Genomic DNA, 25,590 nt, shown 5'->3' with positions numbered 1-25,590 from the left:
TAAATAGGGGGAGGATTATTCAGCGAACGTGTCGTTGAACGGGTTGACCAGTGCGTCGGCGACCAGCTGCTGCTGTTCGCGGACGTGGTCAGCCATGTGACCGGCAGCCGGCGAAGCCGAACGTGCGCGACCGGCGTAGTGCAGGTTCTGGCCATCGGCCAGGCAGAACTGCAGGTGGTGGCGGATCTGGTACCACGCACCCTGGTTCTGCGGTTCTTCCTGCGTCCACACCACGTCGGTGGCCTTGCCGTACTTCTTCAGTTCGGCAGCCAGCAGCGCACGCGGGAACGGGTACAGCTGCTCCACGCGGATGATTGCCACGTCGTCCTGGCCACGCTTGGTCTGGTCTTCCAGCAGGTCGTAGTAGACCTTGCCCGAGCACAGCACCACGCGCTTGACCTTCTTGGCGTCCGCATTGGCGTCGCCGATCAGGTGCTGGAACTCGCCGTTGGCCAGCTCGTCCAGGGTCGACACAGCCAGCTTGTGGCGCAGCAGTGACTTCGGCGACATCACCACCAGCGGCTTGCGGGTGGTCATGTGCAGCTGGCGACGCAGCATGTGGAAGGCCTGCGCCGGGGTCGACGGCACGACAACCAGCATGTTCTCCAGCGCGCACAGCTGCAGGAAGCGCTCCAGGCGCGCCGAGCTGTGTTCCGGGCCCTGCCCTTCATAGCCATGCGGCAGCAGCAGGGTCAGGCCGGAAATACGGCCCCACTTGGCTTCACCGGCGGCGATGAACTGGTCGATCACCACCTGGGCGCCGTTGGCGAAGTCGCCGAACTGACCTTCCCAGATGCACAGCGTGTTCGGATCGGTGGTGGAGAAGCCGTACTCGTAGGCCATCACCGCTTCTTCGCTCAGCAGCGAATCGATGACGGTGGCCTTCTCCGGCGAATCCACCAGCTGCCGCAGCGGCATGTAGTAGTTGTCGGTCTTCTGGTCGTGCAGGATCGCGTGGCGGTGCGTGAACGTACCGCGGCCCACGTCCTGGCCGACCAGGCGCAGTGCATGGCCTTCATCGAGCAGGGTGGCATAGGCCAGGTTCTCGGCAAAGCCCCAGTCGCCCGGGATCTCGCCGGCGGCCATCTTGCGGCGGTCGTCGTAGACCTTGGCCACGCGCGAGTGCAGCTGCACGTCTTCGGGAATGGTGTTGATCAGCTTGGCCAGCTCGACCAGCTTGTTCTTCTCGACCTTGGTCGAGATCGGATCGGACAGCTTGCCTTCCAGCAGCTTCGGCCAATCGACGAACAGCGGGCTGGTCGGCGGGGTCTTCTCGACCTTGGCCAGCTCGGTGGTCACTTCACCGGCGTCCAGCTTCTCGCGGTAGGCATCGACCATCGCCTTGCCGGCGCCGGCGGCGATCACGCCCGCCTTTTCCAACTGCTCGGCGTACATCTCGCGGGTGGTGGCGTGCTTGCGGATCACCTGGTACATCAGCGGCTGGGTGATCGCCGGTTCGTCGGCCTCGTTGTGGCCCCAACGGCGGTAGCACATCAGGTCGATGACCACGTCCTTGGCAAACTTCTGGCGGAACTCGAAGGCCAGCTGCGCGGCGAACACCACCGCTTCCGGATCATCGCCGTTCACGTGCAGCACCGGGGCGGCGATCATCTTCGCCACGTCGGTGGCGTAGCGCGTGGAACGCGTATCCAGCGGGTTGGAGGTGGTGAAGCCGACCTGGTTGTTGACCACGATGTGCACGGTGCCGCCGACGGCGAAGCCGCGGGCCTGCGACATCTGGAACAGCTCCATGACCACGCCCTGGCCGGAGAACGCCGCGTCGCCGTGGATCAGGATCGGCATGACCTGCTTGCGGGCGGTGTCCTTGCGGCGCTCCTGGCGCGAACGCACGGAACCGGCCACGACCGGGTCGGCGATTTCCAGGTGCGACGGGTTGAACGCCAGCGCCAGGTGCACCGGGCCGCCTTCGGTGGCGACGTCGGCCGAGAAGCCCATGTGGTACTTCACGTCACCGGCCGAGGCGTGCTCGTCGTGCTCGAACTTGCCTTCGAACTCGTCGAACAGCTTGCGCGGGTTCTTGCCCAGGGTGTTGACCAGCACGTTCAGGCGGCCGCGGTGGGCCATGCCGATCACCACGTCCTTGACGCCATCCTTGCCGGCGCTGCGGATGATGGTGTCCATCATCGGGATCAGCGAGTCGCCGCCTTCCAGCGAGAAGCGCTTCTGGCCGACGTACTTGGTGTGCAGGTAGCGCTCCAGGCCTTCAGCCGCGGTCAGGCGCTCCAGGGTGCGGCGCTGGGTGTCAGCGTCCAGCTGGTAGTTGCCACCGGCCGCTTCCAGCTTCTTGTAGATCCACTGGCGCTGCTCGACCTCGGAGATGTGCATGAACTCCGCACCGATCGAGCCGGTGTAGGTCGCCTTCAGGCGTGCAAGCAGGTCGCGCAGCTTCATGCGCGGCTGGCCGCCGACGCCGCCGGTGCTGAACTCGCTGTTGAGGTCGGCATCGGACAGGCTGTGGAACGGCAGCCCCAGGTCCGGGGTGTTGACCGGTGCGGCCAGCCCCAGCGGATCAAGGCGCGCGTCCAGGTGACCACGCGAGCGGTAGGCGGTGATCAGGCGACCGACATTGCGCTCACGCTCGTCGCCCGCACCGCTGCCGGTGCCGGCTTTCAGCGCATCCTTGGCCGCGTCCGCGATGTGGGAGATGACAGCCGAGTGCGGGATGTCACCTGCTTCGCGGCCCTTGAAGCCGTCGAAGTAGGTTTTCCATTTGGGATCGACACTATCCGGGGAGACCAGGTACTGCTCGTACAGGTCCTCGACATAGGAGGCGTTGCCGCCGGCGAGTTGCGAAGATTGCGCAAACTGCTTCAGTTGATTGTCCACGATGGAGGGTGCTGATTCGCTTTGTGGGGTATGGCTTCAGAAGGACCCGGCACGAAGATGAATAGCCATGCACGGGCGCGTTCAAACAGCCAAATTGTACCCCCAACCGGACACGAAGGGGCATCACCAGAGGCATCGCGCGTCCCCCGGTGCCGCTTCCAGACAGGTTGGCGCGGTGGCCCGCGCTCAGATGCCGAGCGCGCGCAGTTCGCTGCAATCGCGCGAACGGTCCCAGACACGCTGCAATTGCTGCTCGAACGGCTGCGAACGTGCCGGCAGCGCGATGCCGGCTTCGCCGTCGAGGCGATGCCCGATCAGACGAAAGTAGAAGTCGCCGGCATCGTTGAGCAGGCAGGCCGAGGCCAACGCACGGTCGACCGGGTCGGTGACCTCGCGGAACTGGATCACGCTTGGCAGGCGCTGGGCCAACGCCAGCAGCGGTGCCCCGGCAGAGGCAACGGCAGCCGCATCGTGCACGATCACCCGCAGCTGCTTGTCGTGGCGGGCGGTGACGAAGCGGCGCAGGGCGGCCTGCACCTGCGGTGCGTCAAGCAGGCCGGGGTCCAGCTGGCGGCTGTGCAGCCACAGTTGGCGGCGGGCGCGGTGGATGATGGCGGTGGTGATCGCCACCGCCTCGGCGCGGCCGTCGATGGCGCGGGCCGCGCCCAGCCGGCGACGCATCTGCTGGTGGCCGATGCCGGCCTTCTCGAACACCTCGCCCTCGGGCAGGAAACCCTGGCGGGCATAGAAGTCACGGGCCGGCAGCTGCGCGTGCAGGTGCAGTTCGGCCAGGCCGAGCCGGCGCCCGGCCTCGACCAGTGCCTCCAGCAGGGCTTCACCGACGCCGCGGCTGCGATGGCTGGCCAGCACCGCCATGCGGCCGATGCGGCCGTCCGGGGCCAGTCGGCCGGTGCCGACCGGTTCGCCGTCGGCGTCCAGCGCCAGTACATGGGCGCTGACCGGGTCCAGCGCGTCGCGCTCCAGTTCGGCGGCGATGCCCTGTTCCTGCACGAACACCCGCTGCCGCACGTCGTGGATGGCGACGTGGGCGTCGGCGTGGCTGACCTGCTGGACCCGGACCATGGCGGCGACTCAGGCGCGGCCGACGTCGCTGTCGTCTTCCTCGTCGTCCTCGAAGTTGACGATGACCTCGATGCCGTCGTCGTGCACGGTCACGGAGTGGACATCGTCGGACACCGCATCGGCGTCGATCGCATCCACGCGGTCACGGCCTTCGACGACCTCGCCGAGCACCGCGGCATCTTCGCCGTCGTCCTCGTCTTCGGCCTCGTATACCTCATTCGGGTCGATCAGCTGGAACACCCCGCCGACCAGCAGCTGCTGGACCACGGCACGGCCCTTGTCGGACAGGCCGCGATAGGCGGCGGCATCGAGCTGTTCGGCGCCGGCCAGACGCTGGGCGTCCTTCACCGGCAGCGCGAAGTCCTGGCCGCTGACGTACAGGCTGGCGCCGCGCTTGGCCCGGCGCCAGGCCAGGCGCGCCCACGGGTGGCGCTGCAGCAGCAGGCCCGACGCCAGGGCCTGGACCACTTCCTCCGGTGCCGGTGCTGCCTGGTGGGCCATCACTTCGCCCGCTGCACGGTAGGTGGTGATGAAGCGGCCGAACCAGTCACCCAGCTTGTCCGGGTCGTTCATGCGGATGGCGTTGAGCGCGGTGATCACCCGCGCCATCGCCACCGTGTCGATCTCGTTCGGGTCGGCCGGCACCTTGAGGTCGGCATCCTGGTAGCGGATGTTCTCGTCGGCATCGGCGATCAGGGTGTCCAGGTAGTCGCTGATCAGCTCGGCCGAGGACGGCGCGCGCATGCCGAAGGAGAAGGTCAGGCACGGATCTTCGGCGACGCCGTGGTGCGGCACGTTCGGCGGCAGGTACAGCATGTCGCCCGGCGCCAGCACCCAGTCGTGGGTCGGCTTGAACACCTTCAGCAGCTTCAGCTCCACGTCCGGGCGGAAGCCCAGCGGCGGCTGCTTGCCCTTGATCGATTCGCTGGCATCGATCTGCCAGCGGCGATGGCCGTGCGCCTGCAGCAGGAACACGTCGTACTGGTCGACGTGGGCGCCGACCGAGCCGCCGGTAGCGGCGAAGCTGATCATCACGTCATCCATGCGCCAGCGCGGCAGGAAGCTGAAGTGCTCGATCAGGGCGCGCACGTCCGGGTCCCACTTGTCCACGTCCTGCACCAGCAGGGTCCAGTCGTGGTCGGGCAGGGCGGGGAACACGTCTTCCTGGAATGGGCCAGTGCGCACGCGCCAGCCGTCCTGGGTCTTGTCGTGCTCGATCAGGCGCGCCAGTACACCTTCCTCGCAGGCCAGCCCGGCCAGGTCTTCCGGCTGCACCGGGGTCTGGAAGTCCGGGAAGGCGTTACGGATCAGCAGCGGGCGCTTCTGCCAGAAATCGCGCAGGAAGGTGGCCGGCGCCATGCCCAGCGGCTGGCCGGGACGGGCGGTGACTTCGATGAGGGGGGCGGAGGACTTGCGGGCGGCCATGGGGGAATCCTTGCAGCGGAAAGCGGGAGGGGCGGCGCGGCGGGCCGCCAAGGTCTCCATTGTCCGACGTTCGTTGGGATTGCGCACGTGCGGTGGTTTGTCGCGGGGTTCCGGCCAACGGCGGAGCCCCTCGTGGCGGTGTGGGTTCACAAGCAAAAGCCGCGCTTGGCCGGGCGGGTGGGCTGCGCGGGGGACGCTGCAAGTACGTCCATGTAAGCTCGATCGCCGCATCCATGCGGCTCACGCCCCCGCGCAGCCCACCCGCCCGGCCCCTGACAGTTTCCTGCGCGGCCCGCCACGGAATGGAAGAAGATCAAAGGCAACAGCGGGTCGCGCGCTGCGCTTGCTCGTGTAGAGCCGAGCCCACGCTCGGCTTGCCGTTGCCATTGCGAAAGGCAGCCGAGCGTGGGCTCGGCTCTACAGCGATCCCAAGACAAAAAGGGACGCGGCGAAGCCGCGTCCCTCTTTCAAATTCCGTCCCGACAACCCAACGCTCTTCGATCCGTCACCGGGAATCTGTCAGAGGCGGGTCGGGATGGGCCAGCGGGACCGTTGGCGCCATGGATGGCGCCATCGAGCCCCCAGGGACGGGTTCACGGCGTGTCCCGCTGGCCCATCCCGACCCGCCCAGCTAGCAGCAATCCAGAGCCGCTCTTGACGTTTATGTTGCTGTTGCCGTTGCCTGCCGCAGGCAGCGCCCGCGGCCGCCGCCGCAGGAAAACCTTAGATCTTCTTCGCCAGCGATTCCGCCAGACCGGTGTAGCTGCCCGGGGTCATCTCCAGCAGGCGCTGCTTCGCATCCGCCGGCAGCTCCAGCCCCTGCACGAACGCACGCATCGACTCGGCGGTGATGCCCTGGCCACGGGTCAGCGCCTTCAGCTGCTCGTACGGATTCGGCAGGCCATGGCGGCGCATCACCGTCTGCACGGCTTCGGCCAGCACTTCCCAGGCCGCGTCCAGATCCGCGTCCAGCCGCTGCGGGTTCACTTCCAGCTTGCCCAGGCCCTTGGCCAGCGAATCCAGTGCCACCTGGCTGTGGCCGAACGCGGTGCCCAGTGCACGCAGCACGGTGGAATCGGTCAGGTCACGCTGCCAGCGGCTGATCGGCAGCTTCGCGCTGAAGTGCTCGAACAGCGCGTTGGCGATGCCGAAGTTGCCTTCCGCATTCTCGAAATCGATCGGGTTGACCTTGTGCGGCATCGTCGACGAGCCGACTTCGCCTTCCTTCAGGCGCTGCTTGAAGTAGCCCAGCGAAACGTAGCCCCAGATGTCACGGGCCAGGTCGATCAGGATGATGTTGGCGCGGCGTGCGGCATCGCCGATCTCGGCGATGTTGTCGTGCGGCTCGATCTGCGTGGTGTACGGGTTGAACACCAGGCCCAGGCCGGTCACGAAGCGCTCGGCGAAGGCCGGCCAGTCCACGTCCGGATAGCTGGCCACGTGCGCGTTGTAGTTGCCTACCGCGCCGTTGATCTTGCCGGTCAGCTCGACGGCAGCGATCTGCCTGCGCTGGCGCTCCAGGCGCGCGACCACGTTGGCCAGTTCCTTGCCCAGGGTGGTCGGCGAGGCGGTCTGGCCGTGGGTGCGCGACAGCATCGGCTGGCCGGCCTGGGCGTGGGCCAGGCTGCGCAGGCTGTTGGCGATGCCGTCCAGGGTCGGCAGCAGCACCTCGCGGCGGGCCTGCTCCAGCATCAGGCCGTAGCTGAGATTGTTGATGTCTTCGCTGGTGCAGGCGAAATGCACGAATTCCAGCGCCGGTGCCAGCTCGGTGTCGTCCTTCAGCTGTTCCTTGATGAAGTACTCCACCGCCTTGACGTCATGGTTGGTGGTGCGCTCGATTTCCTTCACGCGCGCGGCCTGGGCCGGGCTGAAGCTGGCGGCCAGGGCGCGCAGGCGGGCGACGGCGGCGTCGGAGAACGGGGCCAGCTCGACGATGCCCGGCTCGGCGGCCAGGGCCAGCAGCCACTCCACTTCGACCGTGATGCGGGCCTTGATCAGGCCGTACTCGGAGAAGATCGGGCGCAGGGCATCGACCTTGCCGGCATAGCGGCCATCGAGCGGGGACAGGGCGAGCAGGGCGGAATCGGACATGTCGGCAGGGCTGGGACGAGCGGCGGGGGCCATATTCTACGACGTGCCGGGCAGGCGTGCCCTGTAGAGCCGAGCCCACGCGCGGCTGCTCCGGGTAATCCAGCGCCCACGGGCCAGCCGAGCGTAGGTTCGGTTCTACAACACGGCCCTGCGGATGAAACGATCTGGCCCGCGCTCGTCATCCCACGCTGCGGGCAAGGGAGTATCGTTGGCGCAGCCGCCAGCCCGGGAAGCGACACCCTGCCAGCCGCCGCTTCCCTTTCCCCAACTGAAGTAGTGCGGAGTTGATGCAATGAGCAAAGCTGCAAGCAAGGGTTTCAGAATCGAACACGACAGCATGGGCGAGCTGCAGGTGCCTGTGGACGCCCTGTGGGGCGCCCAGACCCAGCGTGCCGTGCAGAACTTCCCGGTGTCGGGCCAGCGCATGCCGCGCGGTTTCATCCGCGCCCTGGGCCTGGTCAAGGGCGCCGCCGCGGGCGTCAACGCCGAGCTGGGCCACCTGCCGAAGAATGTGGCCAAGGCCATCCAGACCGCCGCCGCCGAAGTGGCCGCCGGCACCTGGGACGCGCAGTTCCCGATCGATGTCTACCAGACGGGTTCGGGCACTTCCTCGAACATGAATGCCAACGAGGTCATCGCCACCCTGGCCAACCGTGCCGGCAAGGCCGGCAAGGCCGCTGTGCATCCCAATGACCACGTCAACCAGGGGCAGAGCTCCAACGACGTGATTCCAACCGCGCTGCGCGTGTCGGCGGTACTGGCGACGCATGAGCAGCTGCTGCCGGCGCTGGTGCACCTGCGCAAGACCCTGGACAAGAAGGGCCGCAGCCTGCGCAAGGTGGTCAAGACCGGCCGTACCCACCTGATGGATGCGATGCCGCTCACCTTCGAGCAGGAGTTCGGCGCATGGTCCGCACAGCTGGCCTCGGCGCAGGAGCGCATCGAAGACAGCCTGAAGCGCGTGCGTCGCCTGCCGCTGGGCGGCACCGCCATCGGCACCGGCATCAACGCCGACCCACGTTTTGGTGCACAAGTGGCCAAGGCGCTGAAGCAGCAGACCGGTGTCAAGTTCGACAGCGCCGAGAACAAGTTCGAAGGCCTGGCCGCGCAGGACGATGCAGTCGAGCTGTCCGGCCAGCTCAATGCGCTGGCCGTGGCGCTGATCAAGATCGCCAATGACCTTCGCTGGATGAACGCCGGTCCGCTGGCCGGTCTGGGCGAGATCGAACTGCCGGCGCTGCAGCCGGGCAGCTCGATCATGCCGGGCAAGGTCAATCCGGTGATTCCGGAAGCGACCGTGATGGCCTGTGCGCAGGTCATCGGCCACCACACCGCGATCACCGTGGCTGGCCAGACCGGCAACTTCCAGCTCAACGTCACGCTGCCGCTGATCGCGGTGAACCTGCTCGATGGCATCGGCCTGCTCGCCAACGTGTCGACCCTGTTGGCGGACAGCGCGATCGCCGGGCTGAAGGTGCGTGAGGATCGCGTGGCCGAGGCGCTGGCGCGTAATCCGATCCTGGTCACCGCACTGAATCCGATCATCGGCTACGAGAAGGCTGCGGCGATTGCCAAGCGTGCCTACAAGGAACAGCGCCCGGTGCTGGACGTGGCACTGGAGGACAGCGGGTTGGCCGAAGCCGAGCTGCGTCGTCTGCTGGACCCGGCCGCGCTGACGGCCGGTGGCATCCAGGCCGGTGGCGGTGGCGGCGGTTGATCCGGATTCTGTAATCTGTAGAGCCGAGCCCATGCCCGGCTCTACAAAAGGAAACGCCGCCCTCGGGCGGCGTTTTTCTTCAGCGACGGTCGGCGACGATGTTGCCGAAGGTGTCGGTGTAATCCTTGAACTCGGGGATGCGCTGGATCAGGTCCGTCGGAATCACTTCCATGCCCTCTGGCGGCTGGATCTTCACCGGCTGCATGTTGGGATCGGCCGGTGCGGCCACCAGGGTGTTCTGGCGCAGCACCTGCAGCTTGCCGAACATGGTCTGCAGCATCTGCTTCTGTCCGTCGTCCAGCGGAATCTGGATCTCGTCCATCTTCATCGTGCCATCGGCGAGGATGATGATGTTCGGTGCCGGCGGGCGACGCACGGTGACCATGCCTTCGCTGACGGAAATCTTGGGCTTGCCGCGCTCGGCACGGTGGTTGCGGTATTCCTGGTCACAGCCGACCAGGCCGAGGCAGAGCAGGGCGGTCAGCAGCAGAAACAGCTTCTTCATGACATTCGGTTCGGGGGCGTCCGGGGCCGCCATTGTAAGCCGGACGGCGCACTACGGCCGGCAGCCGGACGCCGCTGCCGACCGGGTGCGCTGATCTGTCACAGGCCTAGCGCTGGACCACGGTGTCCTTGCCGCAGTCGTCCACGTCGCCCTGGTCCATGGTCGCGTAGGGCTTGAACGCCGGCAGTTCGCGTGCGAGCGCCTGCTGGCTGGCCAGCATCGCCGGAAGGCGGTCGCAGATGCGCTTGGCCTGGGCTTCGATCTTCTCGGCTTCGGCATTGATGCGCTTTTCGACACCTTCGCTGTCGCCGCTGAAAATGCCCTTCAGCGCTTCGCCGGCCGCGCTGGCACCCAGTTTGGCGCCTGCCAGGCCGACATCCATGCCGTCCATCGCGATGGCGACCACGTGGCCGCGGTAGTCCTGCAGATGGCGGCGCTGGATATCGTTGGCAGCGATCTCCTTGCCCGCGATCAGCAGGCGGCCATCCGGGGTGATCTCCGCACGCGGCTGCTTGTCCGCCGAGATCTTGATGTTGCCCTGGGCGATATCCTTGCGGGCATCGTCCATGGCGTTTCTGACGGTCTCGCCAACGCCACCTGTGGCTTCGGCGACGCTTTTGCCGACGGTCTTGTCGGGCGCGGACGACGTGCCGCCGCAGGCGATCAGCGGCAGGGACAGCAGCACAGCGGGCAACAGGCGCAACAGGTTCATGGTGTTCCCCTGGTAGTGTCTGGAAGAGGGTTACTTGCTGCGCGGCAGAGTGACCCGCCCGCTGACGTTGCGATGATCGACGTCACCGCTGCCGCTGTGATCGACGGTCAGGGTGCCGCGCACGCCGTCGACGTGGATGTCGCCCGAGCCGTGGCTGCGGACGTGCACATTGCCGCCGATGTCGGCCAGGTCGACGCCGCCGGAGCCGACCACGCCCACTTCAACGTTGCCCTGCACGCGCTTGAACTCGATGTCACCCGAGCCCACCGTGTCCAGCCGCGCGTTGCCACGTACATCGGTGATCTTCAGGTCACCGGAGCCGACGGTACCGGTGCTGGCGTCGCCGCTGATGTTGCGTACGGTGACGTCGCCGGAACCCAGCGACAGCAGATTCAAGGAACTGCCGCCATCGATGTTGAGGTCGCCGGAACCCACTGCAGCGTGGATGCTGCCGCGGGTGCCGCGGGCCACCGCGTCACCTGAGCCGACGTCCACGCTGAGCGACTGTGCGTTTTCCACGCTGGCATCGCCCGAGCCGACCTTGAACTGCAGCGGCAGGTTGTCCGGCACGCTGCCGCGGATATCCAGCCAGGCGTAGCTGTTGCCCAAGCTGATGCCGCTTTGGCGGCCGTCGCGGCGCAGGCTCACCACCAGCTTGTCGCCCACCTTGCGCTGGTCCAGTACCAGCTGGTCCAGCCATTCCTGGCTGGACGCGCAGGCGCGGCCGTCCAGCTGGCCGCCGCCAGCGCTGGCGACCACCTTCAGATCATGCTGGTTGACCTCGAACACCACCGTCTTGGCACCGGCCACGTCCAGCTTCAGCGCGCGGGCAGCAGTGAACTTGCAGTTCGGAGCATCGGCGGCCAGCGCCGACAACGGCAACAGCAACAACGCAGAACAGGCGAGCAGGGAACGCATGGGTAATGCCTCCGGATGGATGGGATCAGATCTCGCCGGCGCGCTTGCGCAGGCGGATGGCAAGGAAGATGAACACTGCACCGACGACGGCGCCGATCCACAGTTCCGGCATCGCCAGCGACTTCAGCTGCGAGGCGGGGGACATCAGGCTGACGACCGAGTCCAGATCGCGGCGCGAGGCTTCGTCGGCGCCGAGGCGATACAGCAGGTCCATGCCGGGTACGCCCCCCAGCAGCAGGCGGCCGACGATGTTCTGCCAGAACCAGCCGGTGGTCAGGCCGAACAGCGGCATCATCTTGGTGGAGCTGACAATGATGCCGGCAAACAGCGGCAGCATCACCGCCCACAGGAACGGCTTGCTCTTGGCCCATGCCGAGCACAGCAGCAGCCAGCCGGCGGTGGGCAGGGCCCACAGGGCATAGACCGGAATCCAGGCCAGGTGCCCAGCGGCCAGGGTCAGCGGGCTGGCCGGGCCCCAGATCAGGGTCATCGGGCTGCCACCGTGCAGCAGCGCGACGGCACTGATGATCAGCATGAAGCCGAACATGGTGAGGATGCCGGCGATCACCGCGATCAACGGTGCCACGATCAGTGCGCTGATCACCTTGGACAGCACGGTCTGCGTGTCCGACAGCGGCAACGATTTCCAGAACAGGATGCTGCGGTCGCGGCGATCGTCGTACAGGGCGCCCAGGCAGTAGAAGAACACCACGAAGGCCAGCACCAGGAACGGCCAACTTGAACTGAGCACCAGAGTCAGGTCCAGGCCGTTGCCAAGATCAGCAAGGTCCTTGGCACTGATGTCACGGGTGAGCAGGGCCAGGTTCAGGCCATTGATGTTCACGTTCTCGCCATCGATGTGCAGGCCGCCGTCGCGCGCTGCACGGTTCAGTGCGAAGAGGCCGAAGGCAATGCCGGCGATGCTCATCACCAGCGAGATCAGGCCAGCGATCAACGGGGCATACAGGAAACCGCCGCGGTTCTCCCAGTACTCGCGCTTGAGCAGCCAGCGCAGGGTGCCGATCGGGCTGACGGGGTGGTTGACGGCATTCATGCGTAGGTCCCCTTCATGATGGCGACGAACAGGTCGGCCAGGCCCGGGATGCGGGTCTCGCCGAGGGAGGAAAGCTGGGCGCGCGGCACGCCATCGAACAGCATCACTGTCTTGCCGAACGCCAGGCTGCGCTCGTCGATCGGCTTCAGGGCGCGGGCGGTGTCCAGCTGGTCGGCATTGACCAGCAGCTCGGTGTAGCGCTGGCCGACGTCGTCCATTTCCGCGTCGAGCACGATGCGGCCGTCGCGGATGAACATCACGTCGCTGAGGATGTGCTCGATCTCCTCCACCTGGTGGGTGGTGACGATGATGGTCTTCTGTTCGTCGAAGTAGTCTTCCAGCAGGCGCTGGTAGAACTCCTTGCGGTACAGGATGTCCAGGCCCAGGGTCGGTTCGTCCAGCACCAGGATGCGGGCATCGATGGCCATCACCAGTGCCAGGTGCAGCTGCACGATCATGCCCTTGGACAGTTCGCGCACGCGCTGCTTCGGCTGCAGCTTGGTGTTGGCCAGGAAGCGCTCGCAACGAGCGCGGTCGAAGCGCGGATGCACGCCGGCGACGAAGTCGATCGCCTCGCGGACCTTCAGCCAGCGCGGCAGTACGGCGACGTCGGCGATGAAGCAGATGTCGTTCATCAGTTCGTCGCGGTGCAGTCGCGGGTCGCGGCCGAGCACGCTCAGTTCACCCTCCACCGAGGTCAGGCCCAGAAGGGCCTTCAGCGCGGTGGTCTTGCCGGCGCCATTGGGCCCGATCAGGCCGACGATACGCCCGCTTGGAATGCTGAAACTGGCATTGTCGAGGGCGACCGTGGTCTTGTAGGCCTTGCGCAGGCCTCGGGCGGTGATGACCGACTCACTTGCAGTGCTATTCATCAGACTTTCCCCTGGGGCAGCAATTCGTCGAGGCTCAGGCCCAGGCGCTGGATGCGCTCCAGAACCGCGGGCCATTCTTCGTTGAGGAAACGGTCGCGCTCGCTGCTGCGCAGCTGCGTGGCCGCCTGCTCGGTCATGAACATGCCCAGGCCGCGGCGCTTCTCGACCAGGCCTTCGTCGGCCAGTTCCTGGTAAGCGCGCGAAACGGTGATGGGATTGAGTTGATAGTCGGCGGCCACCTGGCGCACCGAAGGCAGGGCATCGCCCGGCTTGAGGATTCCGTCGAGCATCATGGCGATCACGCGCTCCTTCAACTGACGGTAGATGGGAGCGCCGTCGCTCCACTGGATGTCGCTCATATTCAGCTCCGTGGGGTCAGCGGCTGGGCGAACGAGAAATACGGCATGGACAGCGCGCTGTGCAGCCGACGCGGGGGAGGGGGGGAGGAGGGGGCGTTCCCTGCCGGGGAGAGCGTTGCGTCCTGCGGACTTTCAGCAGCGGCAGAAGCAGGGGCGGTGGGCGTGGCCCACCAGGCCAGCACGAGCAGGGTCGAAACAGCGACGGCCGCGGGTGCGGTGAGGTTGCGACGGATCCGGACGTTCATGGCTTCCCCCTGTCTCAGGTGACTGGTGCTGTATGCAACTATAACACCGGCACGCCTACGTGCAACCCCTTGCCGCCCCCAACTGATGGCAGGGGTGGTCAGATTGCTGAAATATCCCTTTATTTGATTGATTTAAAAGGGAAATAAAACTGCCGCAGGGGTCTTCCCGGGGCCGCCTTCCATTCAGTGATGTCCATGCTATGTCATCGCTGCGCCATCGATGGCGCCCGGGCAGCGCATCCGCCACGCAGCGCAAAGCCCGTGTGGGCCTGTGCCATCAGGGGTGCCGGAGCCCGGTGCTATAGTTCGGCCGATTCCCGGCCAGCGCTGGCCGGGCCTTGTGAATGGCTACCGCGGACCGCCTCTGATGCCCCTGCCGACCGTTTCCCCGTGCCGCCTGCGCGGCCTGTCCCTGCTGGCCCTGATGGTGGCCGGTGCCGCCGGTTCCGCCAGTGCGCTGGCGGCCGACCTGCTCGATCTGGAATACCGGCCGTTGGCCAGCAAGCAGCAGGTGAATCTGCAGCAGCGCTATCACGGGCAGGTGCTGCTGGTGGTCAACACCGCCAGCAAGTGTGGCTACACGCCGCAGTACGAAGGGCTGGAGGCGCTGCAGAAGCGCTATGCCGGCCGCGGTTTCGCGGTGCTGGGCTTCCCTTCCAATGACTTCAAGGGCCAGGAACCGGGTGACGAGAAGCAGATCCAGGACTTCTGCACCCTGACCTATGGCGTCAAGTTCCCGATGTTCGAGAAGGTGCATGTGGTCGGTACCCAGGCCACGCCGCTGTACCAGCGCTTGACCGCAGCGACCGGCGTTGCGCCGGCCTGGAACTTCCACAAATACCTCGTGGGCCGCGATGGCAAGGTCATTGCCCAGTTCGCCAGCAAGGTGACGCCGGACGATCCGCAGCTGACCGCGGCCATCGACAAGGCGCTGGCGGCAGCCGCCACGCATTGATATCCGGCACGCATGCCTCGACATCGACGGCATGCGTGCGACAATGCTTCTTTTCGCGCCGACGTCGGCGCCCAGACACTTCCAGGAATGCAGCGAATGAAGATGGGAATGCGCGGCGCCGCGGCGTCGGTTCTGATTCTGGCGATGGGCACTTCGGGTGTCGCTCTGTCGCAACAACCGGCTGCCCCCGCAGCCGCCAAGGAGACCGCAACCTTGAATTCCCCCAAGCAGAAGCTCGGCTATGCCATCGGCCTGGACGTGGCCAAGTCGTTCACCCCGATCGCCGAAGAGATCGATGTGGCCGCCCTGCGCACCGCCGTTGAGCGCTCGTTCGAGGGCCTGCAGCCGCAGATCACCCAGGAACAGGCCAAGGCCACCGATGCCGCCCTGCGCCAGGTCGTGATGGCCCGCAGTGGCCAGCAGGTGCCGGGCGTGGCACCGGGTTCGCAGCCGCCGAAGGTCGACCGCGTCAAGGTGTCGCAGATGATCGGCTCCTACTCGGTGGGCCCGTCGCTGGCGCAGCTGAAGGACGATATCGATGTCGCCTCGCTGTTTGACGCGATCAGCACCGGCCTGACCAAGGGCCAGCCGAAGATGACGGAAGCTGACGCGACCGCCACCATCCAGGCCTTCATGGGTGCCAAGCAGGCTGAAATGCAGGCCAAGGCCGCCCAGGCTGCGCAGACCAACCGCACGGAAGGCAACGCATTCCTGGCCAAGAACAAGACCCAGCCGGGCGTGGTGACCACCTCGTCGGGCCTGCAGTACCAGGTGATCCGCCCGGGTAGCGGCGAGCGTCCTCTGCCGAGCAGCAAGGTGCGCGTGAACTACGAAGGCAAGCTGCTCAACGGCACCGTGTTCGACAGTTCCTACGGCCGCCAGCCGGCCGAGTTCGGCCTGGACCAGGTGATCAAGGGCTGGACCGAAGGCGTCGCGCTGATGCCGGTCGGTTCGAAGTACCGCTTCTGGATCCCGGGCGAACTGGCCTACGGCGAGAACGGCACCCCGGGCGGCCCGATCGGCCCGAACGCGACGCTGACGTTCGACGTCGAGCTGCTGGGCGTTCTGCCGTAAGTCATTCAGGAGCGAATACGGATATGCGCGTTGCGATTTTTGGTACCGGTTACGTTGGACTGGTGACCGGTACCTGCCTGGCCGACGCAGGCCACCAGGTGGTCTGCGTGGACATCGATCAGGCCAAGGTCGATGGCCTCAACCAGGGCATCATCCCGATCTATGAGCCGGGCCTTGAGCCGATGGTGAAGGCCAACCACGCCGCCTCGCGGCTGGCGTTCACCACCGATGCGGCGGCCGCCATCGAGCATGGCCAGGTGGTGTTCATCGCCGTTGGCACGCCCCCGGACGAGGATGGCAGCGCCGATCTGCAGTACGTGCTGGCCGTGGCCCGCACCATCGGCCGGCACATGAGCGTGCCGACCGTGGTGGTCAACAAGTCGACGGTGCCGGTCGGCACCGCTGACAAGGTGCGTGCAGCCATCGCTGAAGAGCTGGCCGCGCGGGGCGCGGACATCGCCTTCGACGTGGTGTCCAACCCGGAATTCCTGAAGGAAGGCGACGCAGTCGCCGACTGCATGCGCCCGGACCGCATCATCATCGGTGCGACCAGCGAGGAGTCGGTGGCGGTGATGCGTCGCCTGTACGCGCCGTTCAACCGCAACCACGACCGTGTGGTGGAAATGGACGTGCGCTCGGCCGAGCTGACCAAGTACGCCGCCAACGCGATGCTGGCGACCAAGATTTCGTTCATGAATGAAATCGCCAACATCGCCGAACGCGTGGGTGCCGACGTCGAGCAGGTCCGCCAGGGCATCGGCTCGGACCCGCGCATCGGCTGGCACTTCATCTATCCGGGCGCCGGCTACGGTGGCTCGTGCTTCCCGAAGGACGTGCAGGCACTGGCCCGTACCGCCCAGCAGTATGGCCTGGAGCCGAAGCTGCTCAATGCGGTTGAAGCGGTCAACGATGCACAGAAGGGCCACCTGTTCGCCCTCATCCAGCGCCATTACGACAAGGGCGAGGACGAAGGCGTGCGCGGCAAGACGTTCGCCGTATGGGGCCTGGCCTTCAAGCCGAACACCGACGACATGCGTGAGGCCTCCAGCCGTCGCCTGCTGGCCCAGCTCTGGGAAGGCGGTGCCACGGTGCGTGCCTACGACCCGGAAGCGATGCATGAATCGCAGCGCATCTTCGGTGAGCGCGACGACCTCACGTTCTGCAGCACGGCAGGCGAAGCACTGCAGGGCGCCGATGCACTGGTGGTGGTCACCGAGTGGAAGCAGTTCCGCAGCCCCGACTTCCAGAAGCTGCGCGAGCAGTTGAAGGACGCAGTGGTGTTCGACGGCCGCAACCTGTATGAGCCGGGCGAAGTGGAAGCTGCAGGTCTTGCGTACTACGGCATTGGCCGGGGGCGCTCGTTGCATGTCTGATATGCCCACTGAACGCGAGCAGGCGCTGGAGGCGCGCCTGGTCGAGCTGGAAATGCGCGTGTCCTTCCAGGAACAGGCACTGGCCGAACTGAGCGATGCGCTGGCTGATGCCCGCATGCAGGGCATGCGCAACGCCGATGTGCTGCGCGTGCTGCTGGAAGACCTGGGCAAGGTCCGCAACGCACTGAATTCTTCTGATCCGGCGAGCGAACCGCCGCCGCCGCACTACTGATCCGAATCCTATGAGCGATACCCTCCGCGACCAGCTGATGGGCCTGGGCTTCAAGCCCGCGCCCAAGCCCGAGCGCAAGAATGATGGCCCCCGCCGTGATGGCCGCCCGCAGGGCAAGGGTGGCAACGGCAATGGAAAGCCGCAGGGCGCAGGCAAGGGCGAGCACAAGCCCGGCGAGCGTCGCGGGCACGGTCATGGTGGCGCGGGCAAGCCCGGCGGGCATGCGCGCGGTGGCCAGGGACAGCAGGGCCCGCGCAAGCCGCGCAGCGCCGAAGAGATGGACCTGGCCAAGGCCTATGCCATCCGCGCGCAGCGGGAGAAGGAAGAGCGCATCGAGACCGAGCGCCTGAAGCAGGAAGAAGCACGCGTTCGCCGTGAGGCGAAGGCCAAGCTGGAAGAACTGCTGAAGGACAAGAGCCTCAACGCCGAGGCGGCGGACATCGCCCGCCACTTCCCGTACGGCGGCAAGATCAAGCGCATCTACGTGACCGCCGAACAGCTGACCGCGCTCAATGCCGGTGAGCTGGGCGTGGTGCAGCTCAATGGCCGCTACCTGCTGGTGACTGCCGAGGTGCTGGCACAGTCCGAAGCGGTGTTCGCCGCCTCGGTGGCGCTGAAGGTCGATCCGGATGCGCCGGCCGAGGAAGATCCGTACGCGGACCCGCAGTACCAGGTGCCGGACGACCTGATCTGGTAACTACACCTGCTGCACGATGAAAACGCCGGGCATTGCCCGGCGTTTTCGTTACCGGGCGCGCGCAATGCTGCGGCGTGCACGGATCAACGGCATGCTCAGTGCGAAGAAGCACAGCAATGCGCCGACCAGGGCAAACCCGCTCCCCGCCAGGAATGCGGTGCGGCCATCGTCGATCTTCCACAGCTGGCCGGCAATGAGCGCGCCCAGCACGCCGCCGGCACCGGACGAGAAACCGTACAGCAGGCCCTGGCCATGGCCGTTGAGGCGGCCCGGGAAATAGGTCGCCAGCATCTGCATGGTTGCGGCGAAGAAAGCAGCAAAGCCGAGCGCATGCGCGGTCTGGGCCAGCAGCATCACCGGCAGGTTCTCCGGGAACAGCGCGGTAACCGCCCAGCGCAGGCAGGAACTGACCAGCGCGATCAGCAGCATCCAGCTGGCGTCGTAGCGACGGAAGAAACGGCCGATGGTGAAGAACACGCCGACCTCGAACACCACGCCGATGGTCCACAGCAGGCCGAGCGTGGATGTGCGGTAGCCGTGATGGTCCATGTAGACCGAGAAGAACGTGTAGTACGGTCCGAACGAAAGCTGCTCCATGAAGGCAGCGAGGAAGAACGCGAGTACCGGAGGGCGGCGCACGATCTGCCAGAAGCCGCTGGCGTCGCCTTCGGTCCGGCCGATGCCGCGCGCGTAGTGATTGCTGAAGGCGGAAGCGACCAGCAGGACGAACAGCGGCAGCATCATCCACGGCAGCAGCCCGGCGCGGCTGGAGGTGCCGTCACCTTCGATCAGCCAGCCGAACAGGGTCACGATGGCGATGAAGCCCAGTGAGCCCCAGACCCGGATCAGGCCGTAGCGATGGCTGTCGCTGCCGAGATGGGTGAGGGTGATCGACTCGAACTGTGGCATTACCGCGTTGTAGAAGAAGCAGAACACCACCATTGCCGGATACATCCACGGCTGCGGCAGAGGAAGCAGGAACGCGGCGAAGCTGATCAGGGTCAGCAGGCAGCCGATACGCAGCAGGCGGATCGGCCGTGGCGAGGCCGCCGCCAGCGAGGTCCAGGTGCTGGGCGCAACCACACGCGTTGCATACCACAGGCCCATCATCACGCTGATCGCGGTCACGCTCATGCCGCGCGCAGTGAGGAACAGGCTCCAGTAAGGGGTGAACGCACCGAGCGCTGCGTAGTAGAACAGGTAGAAGCTGGAGAGGCGGGCAACGGGGACAGTCATCGCGAGAACAACGCAGGGTAGCGCCGGGCCACGCCCGGCGGAGAGGGATGACGCCGGGCATGGCCCGGCGCTACCGTGTCATTCGGGATCGTAGTCGAGGTTGGAGGCCAGCCAGCGCTCGGCCTGGGCGCGGTCCACGCCCTTGCGGCGTGCGTAGTCGCCGACCTGTTCGCGGCTGAGCCGGCCGACCACGAAGTACTGGCTCTGCGGGTGGCTGAAGTAGTAACCCGATACCGCTGCGGTGGGCAGCATCGCGAAGCTCTCGGTCAACGCCATGCCGGCGTTCGCTTCGGCTTGCAGCAGGTCGAACAGGCAGCGCTTTTCGCTGTGCTCCGGGCAGGCGGGATAGCCCGGCGCGGGGCGGATACCGCGATACTGTTCGTCGATCAGTGCCTCGTTGTCCAGCGTCTCGGCGTGGTCGTAGCCCCAGAATTCCGTGCGTACGCGCTGGTGCAGCCGCTCGGCCAACGCTTCGGCGAAGCGGTCGGCGAGGGCCTTGAGCAGGATCGCGTTGTAATCGTCATGGTCGGCCTCGAAGCGCGCCACGTGGGCGTCGATGCCGATGCCGGCGGTCACCGCGAAGGCGCCGATCCAGTCCTGCTGGCCACTGTCGGCCGGCGCGATGAAATCGGCCAGGCAGAAATCGGGGCGCTCGGCCGGCTTGTCCACCTGCTGGCGCAGGAAGTGCAGCGTGGTCTCGCCCTGCGGGTGCTGCACGCGCACGTCGTCGCCGACGCTGTTGGCCGGCCACAGGCCGAACACGGCCTTGGCGGTCAGCCACTTTTCGCCGACGATGCGCTCGAGCATCGCGCGGGCATCCTTGTACAGATCGCTGGCCTGAGTGCCGACGATCTCGTCGGTGAGGATGGCCGGGAACTTGCCGGCCAGCTCCCAGGCCTGGAAGAACGGCGTCCAGTCGATGTAGTCGACCAGTTCGGCCAGCGGGTAGTCGTCGAATACGTGCAGGCCGGGCTGGTTCGGTGCCGGCGGCGTGTAGCTGTCCCAGCCGCCCTGGAATTTCTGCCCGCGTGCATGTTCCAGCGTGACCAGGCGCTTGGCATCGCCGCGATTGCGGTGGCGCGCGCGGATCTCGGCATAGTCGGCCTCGTTGGCGGCAACGAAGGCTTCACGCAGGTCACGCGAGATCAGCGACTGGGCCACGCCGACCGCGCGCGAGGCATCTTTCACCCACACCGTGGGGGCCTTGTAATGCGGGTCGATCTTCAGCGCGGTATGCGCACGCGAGGTAGTGGCGCCACCGATCAGCAGCGGCAGCTCGAAGCCCTGGCGCTGCATCTCGCGGGCGACGTGGCTCATCTCCTCCAGCGACGGAGTGATCAGCCCGGACAGACCGATCAGGTCGGCGTTGTGTTCACGGGCGGCATCGAGGATCTTCTGTGCCGGCACCATCACGCCAAGGTCGACTACTTCAAAGTTGTTGCAGGCCAGGACCACGCCGACGATGTTCTTGCCGATGTCATGCACATCGCCCTTCACCGTGGCCATGATGATCTTGCCGTTGCTCTTGGCGGTGTCGCCGCTGCGCGCCTTTTCCGCTTCGATGTACGGCAGTAGGTAGGCCACCGCCTTCTTCATCACGCGCGCGGACTTCACCACCTGCGGCAGGAACATCTTGCCGGCGCCGAACAGGTCGCCGACCACGTTCATGCCGTCCATCAGCGGGCCTTCGATCACATCCAGCGGGCGGCTGGAGGCCTGGCGGGCCAGTTCGGTGTCCTCTTCCACATAGGCGTCCAGGCCATGCACCAGCGCGTGCGCCAGGCGCTGCGCCACCGGCTTCTCGCGCCAGGCCAGGTCCTCGGTCTTTGCCGCGCCCTTCTTGCCCTTGTAGCGCTCGGCGATTTCCAGCAGGCGCTCAGTGGCGTCGCTGCGGCGGTTGAGGATCACGTCCTCCACGCGCTCGCGCAGTTCCGGCTCCAGCTCGTCGTAGATCGGCATGGCGCCGGCGTTGACGATGCCCATGTCCATGCCGGCGGCGATGGCGTGGTACAGGAACACCGAGTGGATGGCCTGGCGTACCGTTTCGTTGCCACGGAACGAGAACGACACGTTGGAGACACCGCCGGACACATGGCAGTGCGGCAGCGTCTGCTTGATGATGCGGGTGGCTTCGATGAAGTCCACTGCATAGTTGTCGTGCTCTTCGATGCCGGTGGCGACGGCGAAGATGTTCGGGTCGAAGATGATGTCCTGCGGCGGGAAACCGATCTCGTCGACGAGGATGCGGTAGGCGCGGGTGCATATCTCGACCTTGCGCGCGCAGGTATCGGCCTGCCCGCTTTCATCGAAGGCCATCACCACCGCGGCGGCGCCATAGCGCAGGACCTTGCGTGCGTGTTCGCGGAACAGTGCCTCGCCTTCCTTCAGCGAGATCGAGTTGACCACGCTCTTGCCCTGCAGGCATTTCAGGCCGGCCTCGATCACGCTCCACTTGGAGGAGTCGACCATCACCGGGATACGCGCGATGTCCGGCTCGGACATGATCAGGTTGAGGTAGCGGGTCATCGCCGCTTCCGAATCGATCAGGCCCTCGTCCATGTTGACGTCGAGGATCTGCGCGCCGCTGGCCACCTGCTGGCGGGCCACGTCCACCGCTTCTTCGTAGCGGCCTTCCTTGACCAGCTTGCGGAACTGCGCGCTGCCGGTGACGTTGGTGCGTTCGCCGACGTTGATGAACAGCAGATCCGGGGTAATGACCAGCGGTTCCAGCCCGGACAGGCGGGTGTAGGGCGAGGTGCTCATGCGGCCTGCTGCTCCTGGGAACCGGGCAGGGCGCGCGGCGGCAGCCCGGCCACGGCCTCGGCAATTGCACGGATATGGTCCGGGGTAGAACCGCAGCAGCCGCCGACCAGGTTCAGCAGGCCATCTTCGGCGAAGCCTCGCAGGGTACTGGCCATGTCCTCCGGCGTTTCGTCGTACTCGCCGAAGGCATTGGGCAGACCGGCATTGGGGTGTGCGCTGACATAACAGCCGGCGACCTGTGCAAGGGTTTCCACGTGCGGGCGCATGGCATCGGCACCCAGCGCGCAGTTCAGTCCGATCGACAGCGGTCGTGCATGCGCCAGCGAGGCATGGAAGGCTTCCGCTGTCTGCCCGGACAGGGTGCGTCCGGACGCGTCGGTGATGGTGCCGGAGATCATCACCGGCAAGCGCGCGCCACGCGCATCAAAAGCCTCTTCCAGCGCATACAGCGCCGCCTTGGCGTTGAGCGTGTCGAAGATGGTCTCGACCATGAGGGTGTCGGCACCGCCGTCGATCAGGCCCTCGATCGCTTCGCGGTAGGTGTCGCGCAGCTCGTCGAAGCTGGTGTTGCGGAAGCCCGGATCATTGACGTCGGGACTGATCGAGGCGGTGCGGCTGGTGGGGCCGATCACCCCGATCACGAAGCGGGGCTTGCCCGGCGTGGTCGCAGCCACTGCATCACAGCAGGTTCGCGCAACTGCGGCACCGGCCTTGTTCAATTCGTACACCAGGTGTTCGAGGTGGTAGTCGGCCTGGCTGACCGACGTGGCGTTGAAGGTGTTGGTCTCGACCAGATCCGCGCCCGCTTCCAGGTAGGCGGTGTGGATGTCGGCGACGATCTGCGGCCGGGTCAGCAGCAGCAGATCGTTGTTGCCCTTCAGGTCATGGCCTTCCGGTGTTGCGTGATCGCAGCCGGGGCCATGCAGATGGTCGTAGCCATCGGCGAAGCGCTCGCCACGGTAATCGTCTTCCTGCAGGCCATGGCGCTGGATCATCGTACCCATCGCGCCGTCGATGATCAGGATCCGCTCGCGCAGGGCGTCGAGCAGGGCGTTGGCACGATCAGGATGCAACCAGGGCAGGGCAGGCATGGCGGTCTCGGCTCAGGGCTTGTTGGCGATCAGTGAAATCACTTCAAAGTGCGGCGGACGCTTTTCGCGGGTAACCGTCTCCAGGCTGGACACCTGCAGGCCGGCCTTGTCGACGAACCTGCGCAGTTCCTTGTCACTGAAACCGAGGTTGACGTGGCCGTAAGCCTCCACTGCTGCCTTGTGCTCGTGGCGGGCGAGGCTGCACAGCAGCAGGCGGCCACCGGGGCGCAGCACGCGTGCGGCTTCGGTCACCGCCTGCGCCGGTTTGCTGGCGTAGGTCAGCGCATGCATCAGCACCACCAGGTCGAAGCTGCCGTCCTTGAACGGCAGGGCATGCATGTCGCCCTCGCGCACTTCCACATTGGGCAGGCGGCGCAGGCGCTCGCTGGCGGCGGCGACCACGCGTGCGCTGGTGTCGATGCAGATGTAGCGCTTGGCATGCGGGGCGACGAGTTCGGCCAGCACGCCATCACCGGAGGCAATGTCCAGCACGTCGCCGGTTTCCAGCAGTGGCAGCGCGGTGCGCGCAAGGGCCTCCCAGGTCCGGCCTGGAGAGTAGTGGCGCTCCATGTCGCCGGCCACGCTGTCGGCCCAGTTCTGGTCGGAGGCGCGGTGGGCCAGCACGGCGGCGACGCGTTCGGCGTCCTGGCGCAGCAGCGGGTCGTCGCTTCCGTTGCTCAAGGCATGCCACAATGCACGCTGCGCCGGGTCCAGCTGGGCCTCGTCGAAGCGGTAATAGGCCGACACGCCGGCACGGCGGTCGCGAACCAGGCCGGCTTCCTTCAGGCGCGCCAGATGGGTGGACACCCGCGGCTGTGCCAGCCGGGTGATCGCCGACAGTTCGGCCACGGTAAGTTCCTCCTGCTCCAGCAGCGCCAGCAGGCGCACGCGGGTCGCATCGGCGAACACCTTCAGGCGGGTCGACCAGTCTTCAAGATCCATAAATATCTACCTATCGCGATATAGAGATATATTCGCTGAGAAGGCCTGCCGCGGTCAAGTCGCTGGCGTACGGAAACCGCCGGGCCCCGGTACAATCGGGGCACCTGGGCACGCCGTGCGCGGCCCATAACATCATGTACCCGGGAGGGTGTTGTGGATTTCAGCTTTACTGAAGAGCAGTTGATGTTGCAGGACGTTGCGCGGCGCATCGCGCAGGAAAAGATCGCCCCGAGCGCGGAGCACCATGACCGCACCGGCGAGTTCCCGCTGGACAACATCCGCCTGCTGGGCGAGAACGGCCTGATGGGCATCGAAGTGCCGACCGAATACGGTGGCGCGGGCATGGACCCGGTTGCGTACGTGCTGGCAATGGTGGAGGTCGCTGCCGCCGACGCTGCCCACTCGACCATCATGTCGGTCAACAACTCGCTGTTCTGCAATGGCATCCTCACCCACGGTACCGAGGAACAGAAGCAGAAGTACGTGCGTGCCATCGCCGAGGGCGAGGCCATCGGCGCGTTTGCGCTGACCGAGCCGCAGTCCGGTTCGGACGCCACGGCCATGCGCTGCCGCGCCGTGAAGCAGGCCGACGGCACCTTCATCATCAACGGCAAGAAGAGCTGGATCACCTCCGGCCCGGTGGCCAAGTACATCGTGCTGTTCGCGATGAGCGAGCCGGACAAGGGCGCGCGCGGCATCACTGCCTTCCTCATCGATACCGACAAGGCGGGCTTCGGTCGCGGCAAGACCGAACCGAAGCTGGGCATCCGTGCCTCGGCCACCTGCGAGATCGAGTTCAACGATTACGTGGCGCAGGCTGAGGATGTGCTGGGCCAGGAAGGCGAGGGCTTCAAGATCGCCATGAGTGTGCTCGATGCCGGCCGCATCGGTATCGCCTCGCAGGCCATCGGCATCGCCCGCGCCGCCTATGAAGCGACCCTGGAATACGTGAAGGAGCGCAAGGCGTTCGGCGCGGCCATCGGCACCTTCCAGATGACCCAGGCCAAGATTGCCGACATGAAGTGCAAGCTGGACGCAGCACTGCTGCTGACCCTGCGCGCGGCGTGGGTGAAGGGCCAGGGCAAGCGCTTCAGCACGGAAGCGGCGGTGGCCAAGCTGACCGCTTCGGAAGCCGCGATGTGGATCACCCACCAGGCGGTGCAGATCCATGGCGGCATGGGTTATTCGAAGGAAATGCCGCTGGAGCGCTACTTCCGTGATGCTAAGATCACCGAGATCTACGAAGGCACCTCGGAAATCCAGCGCCTGGTGATCGCCCGCAACGAGACCGGACTGCGCTGAGTGGAAAGGGCCGCGCCGCTGCAACGGCGGCGCGGCCGGTAGATCCACGCCATGCGTGGATCTACACGGTCTTCCTGGCCGGGCGATACCCGATCTG

Annotated in this window: 21 protein-coding genes; 7 read left to right on the top strand and 14 right to left on the bottom strand. The window is 66.2% G+C overall.

All coding sequences use genetic code 11. The features are described 5' to 3' along the window. Positions 1 to 15 precede the first annotated feature (15 nt). From M1L61_RS14725 to purB, 4 genes are all read right to left on the bottom strand, one after another. Positions 16 to 2,847 carry a 2-oxoglutarate dehydrogenase E1 component gene (locus tag M1L61_RS14725; RefSeq protein WP_010486842.1) on the bottom strand — a complete coding sequence of 944 codons (2,832 nt, stop codon included), beginning with the start codon at positions 2,845 to 2,847 and terminating at the stop codon, positions 16 to 18. A 186-nt stretch (positions 2,848 to 3,033) separates the two neighbouring features. Continuing rightward, positions 3,034 to 3,930: a GNAT family N-acetyltransferase gene (locus M1L61_RS14720; RefSeq protein WP_248853715.1), complete on the bottom strand. Its 897-nt coding sequence runs from the start codon at positions 3,928 to 3,930 to the stop codon at positions 3,034 to 3,036. A gap of 9 nt (positions 3,931 to 3,939) precedes the next feature. Further along, complete coding sequence (locus M1L61_RS14715) at positions 3,940 to 5,355, bottom strand: cupin domain-containing protein (RefSeq protein WP_019337365.1); 1,416 nt, start codon at positions 5,353 to 5,355, stop codon at positions 3,940 to 3,942. 723 nt (positions 5,356 to 6,078) lie between these two features. Further along, positions 6,079 to 7,446 carry an adenylosuccinate lyase gene (gene purB, locus M1L61_RS14710; RefSeq protein WP_010480398.1) on the bottom strand — a complete coding sequence of 456 codons (1,368 nt, stop codon included), beginning with the start codon at positions 7,444 to 7,446 and terminating at the stop codon, positions 6,079 to 6,081. Between the two features lie 292 nt (positions 7,447 to 7,738). Between purB and M1L61_RS14705 the strand changes: the two genes are divergently transcribed. Continuing rightward, positions 7,739 to 9,163: a class II fumarate hydratase gene (locus M1L61_RS14705; protein ID WP_019337364.1), complete on the top strand. Its 1,425-nt coding sequence runs from the start codon at positions 7,739 to 7,741 to the stop codon at positions 9,161 to 9,163. Positions 9,164 to 9,242: 79 nt separating this feature from the next. Here the strand turns inward: M1L61_RS14705 and M1L61_RS14700 are convergent, their stop codons facing one another. From M1L61_RS14700 to M1L61_RS14675, 6 genes are all read right to left on the bottom strand, one after another. Continuing rightward, positions 9,243 to 9,668 carry a hypothetical protein gene (locus M1L61_RS14700; RefSeq protein WP_010480403.1) on the bottom strand — a complete coding sequence of 142 codons (426 nt, stop codon included), beginning with the start codon at positions 9,666 to 9,668 and terminating at the stop codon, positions 9,243 to 9,245. Positions 9,669 to 9,774: 106 nt separating this feature from the next. Continuing rightward, the gene (locus M1L61_RS14695; protein ID WP_010480405.1) at positions 9,775 to 10,380 is read right to left on the bottom strand and encodes a hypothetical protein; all 606 of its coding nucleotides are present in this window, start codon (positions 10,378 to 10,380) and stop codon (positions 9,775 to 9,777) included. Positions 10,381 to 10,410: 30 nt separating this feature from the next. Further along, positions 10,411 to 11,298, bottom strand: a complete 888-nt coding sequence (locus M1L61_RS14690; RefSeq protein WP_010480407.1) for a DUF2807 domain-containing protein — start codon at positions 11,296 to 11,298, stop codon at positions 10,411 to 10,413. Between the two features lie 25 nt (positions 11,299 to 11,323). Further along, positions 11,324 to 12,352 (bottom strand): ABC-2 transporter permease, encoded by a 1,029-nt coding sequence (locus M1L61_RS14685; RefSeq protein ID WP_197601982.1) that lies wholly within the window; start codon positions 12,350 to 12,352, stop codon positions 11,324 to 11,326. Beyond that, positions 12,349 to 13,224: an ABC transporter ATP-binding protein gene (locus M1L61_RS14680; protein ID WP_019337360.1), complete on the bottom strand. Its 876-nt coding sequence runs from the start codon at positions 13,222 to 13,224 to the stop codon at positions 12,349 to 12,351. The genes M1L61_RS14685 and M1L61_RS14680 overlap by 4 nt, the downstream gene beginning before the upstream one ends. Next, positions 13,224 to 13,583, bottom strand: a complete 360-nt coding sequence (locus tag M1L61_RS14675; protein ID WP_006453095.1) for a GntR family transcriptional regulator — start codon at positions 13,581 to 13,583, stop codon at positions 13,224 to 13,226. The genes M1L61_RS14680 and M1L61_RS14675 overlap by 1 nt, the downstream gene beginning before the upstream one ends. 612 nt (positions 13,584 to 14,195) lie before the next feature. On the opposite strand from M1L61_RS14675, the gene M1L61_RS14670 reads away from it, so the two are divergent. From M1L61_RS14670 to M1L61_RS14650, 5 genes are all read left to right on the top strand, one after another. Then, positions 14,196 to 14,783: a glutathione peroxidase gene (locus M1L61_RS14670; RefSeq protein ID WP_019337359.1), complete on the top strand. Its 588-nt coding sequence runs from the start codon at positions 14,196 to 14,198 to the stop codon at positions 14,781 to 14,783. Between the two features lie 96 nt (positions 14,784 to 14,879). Further along, complete coding sequence (locus M1L61_RS14665) at positions 14,880 to 15,857, top strand: FKBP-type peptidyl-prolyl cis-trans isomerase (protein ID WP_010480420.1); 978 nt, start codon at positions 14,880 to 14,882, stop codon at positions 15,855 to 15,857. Between the two features lie 23 nt (positions 15,858 to 15,880). After that, complete coding sequence (locus M1L61_RS14660; protein ID WP_010480421.1) at positions 15,881 to 17,230, top strand: UDP-glucose/GDP-mannose dehydrogenase family protein; 1,350 nt, start codon at positions 15,881 to 15,883, stop codon at positions 17,228 to 17,230. Then, on the top strand, positions 17,223 to 17,462 hold the full coding sequence (locus M1L61_RS14655) for a SlyX family protein (protein ID WP_019337356.1): 240 nt from the start codon (positions 17,223 to 17,225) through the stop codon (positions 17,460 to 17,462). Before M1L61_RS14660 ends, M1L61_RS14655 begins: the two co-directional genes overlap by 8 nt. Positions 17,463 to 17,472: 10 nt before the next feature. Continuing rightward, entirely contained in the window at positions 17,473 to 18,159 is a 687-nt protein-coding gene (locus tag M1L61_RS14650) for a DUF2058 family protein (protein WP_099560593.1), read from the top strand. 48 nt (positions 18,160 to 18,207) lie between these two features. On the opposite strand, the gene M1L61_RS14645 is transcribed toward M1L61_RS14650, so the two are convergent. The 4 genes from M1L61_RS14645 to M1L61_RS14630 form a co-directional block, all read right to left on the bottom strand. After that, positions 18,208 to 19,395 carry an MFS transporter gene (locus M1L61_RS14645; protein ID WP_248853714.1) on the bottom strand — a complete coding sequence of 396 codons (1,188 nt, stop codon included), beginning with the start codon at positions 19,393 to 19,395 and terminating at the stop codon, positions 18,208 to 18,210. Between the two features lie 78 nt (positions 19,396 to 19,473). Beyond that, positions 19,474 to 22,158: a methionine synthase gene (gene metH / locus M1L61_RS14640; RefSeq protein WP_019337353.1), complete on the bottom strand. Its 2,685-nt coding sequence runs from the start codon at positions 22,156 to 22,158 to the stop codon at positions 19,474 to 19,476. After that, entirely contained in the window at positions 22,155 to 23,249 is a 1,095-nt protein-coding gene (locus M1L61_RS14635) for a homocysteine S-methyltransferase family protein (RefSeq protein ID WP_010480431.1), read from the bottom strand. The genes metH and M1L61_RS14635 overlap by 4 nt, the downstream gene beginning before the upstream one ends. Positions 23,250 to 23,261: 12 nt before the next feature. Beyond that, complete coding sequence (locus M1L61_RS14630; protein ID WP_010480432.1) at positions 23,262 to 24,191, bottom strand: metalloregulator ArsR/SmtB family transcription factor; 930 nt, start codon at positions 24,189 to 24,191, stop codon at positions 23,262 to 23,264. A gap of 153 nt (positions 24,192 to 24,344) precedes the next feature. Here M1L61_RS14630 and M1L61_RS14625 point away from each other — a divergent pair, with 153 nt between their 5' ends. Beyond that, entirely contained in the window at positions 24,345 to 25,493 is a 1,149-nt protein-coding gene (locus M1L61_RS14625) for an acyl-CoA dehydrogenase family protein (RefSeq protein WP_043402932.1), read from the top strand. The last annotated feature ends 97 nt before the right edge of the window (positions 25,494 to 25,590 follow it).

Source organism: Stenotrophomonas sp. NY11291, assembly GCF_023277365.1.
Taxonomy (GTDB): Bacteria; Pseudomonadota; Gammaproteobacteria; order Xanthomonadales; family Xanthomonadaceae; genus Stenotrophomonas; species Stenotrophomonas geniculata.
This window is presented reverse-complemented; position numbering and strand designations above follow the sequence as displayed.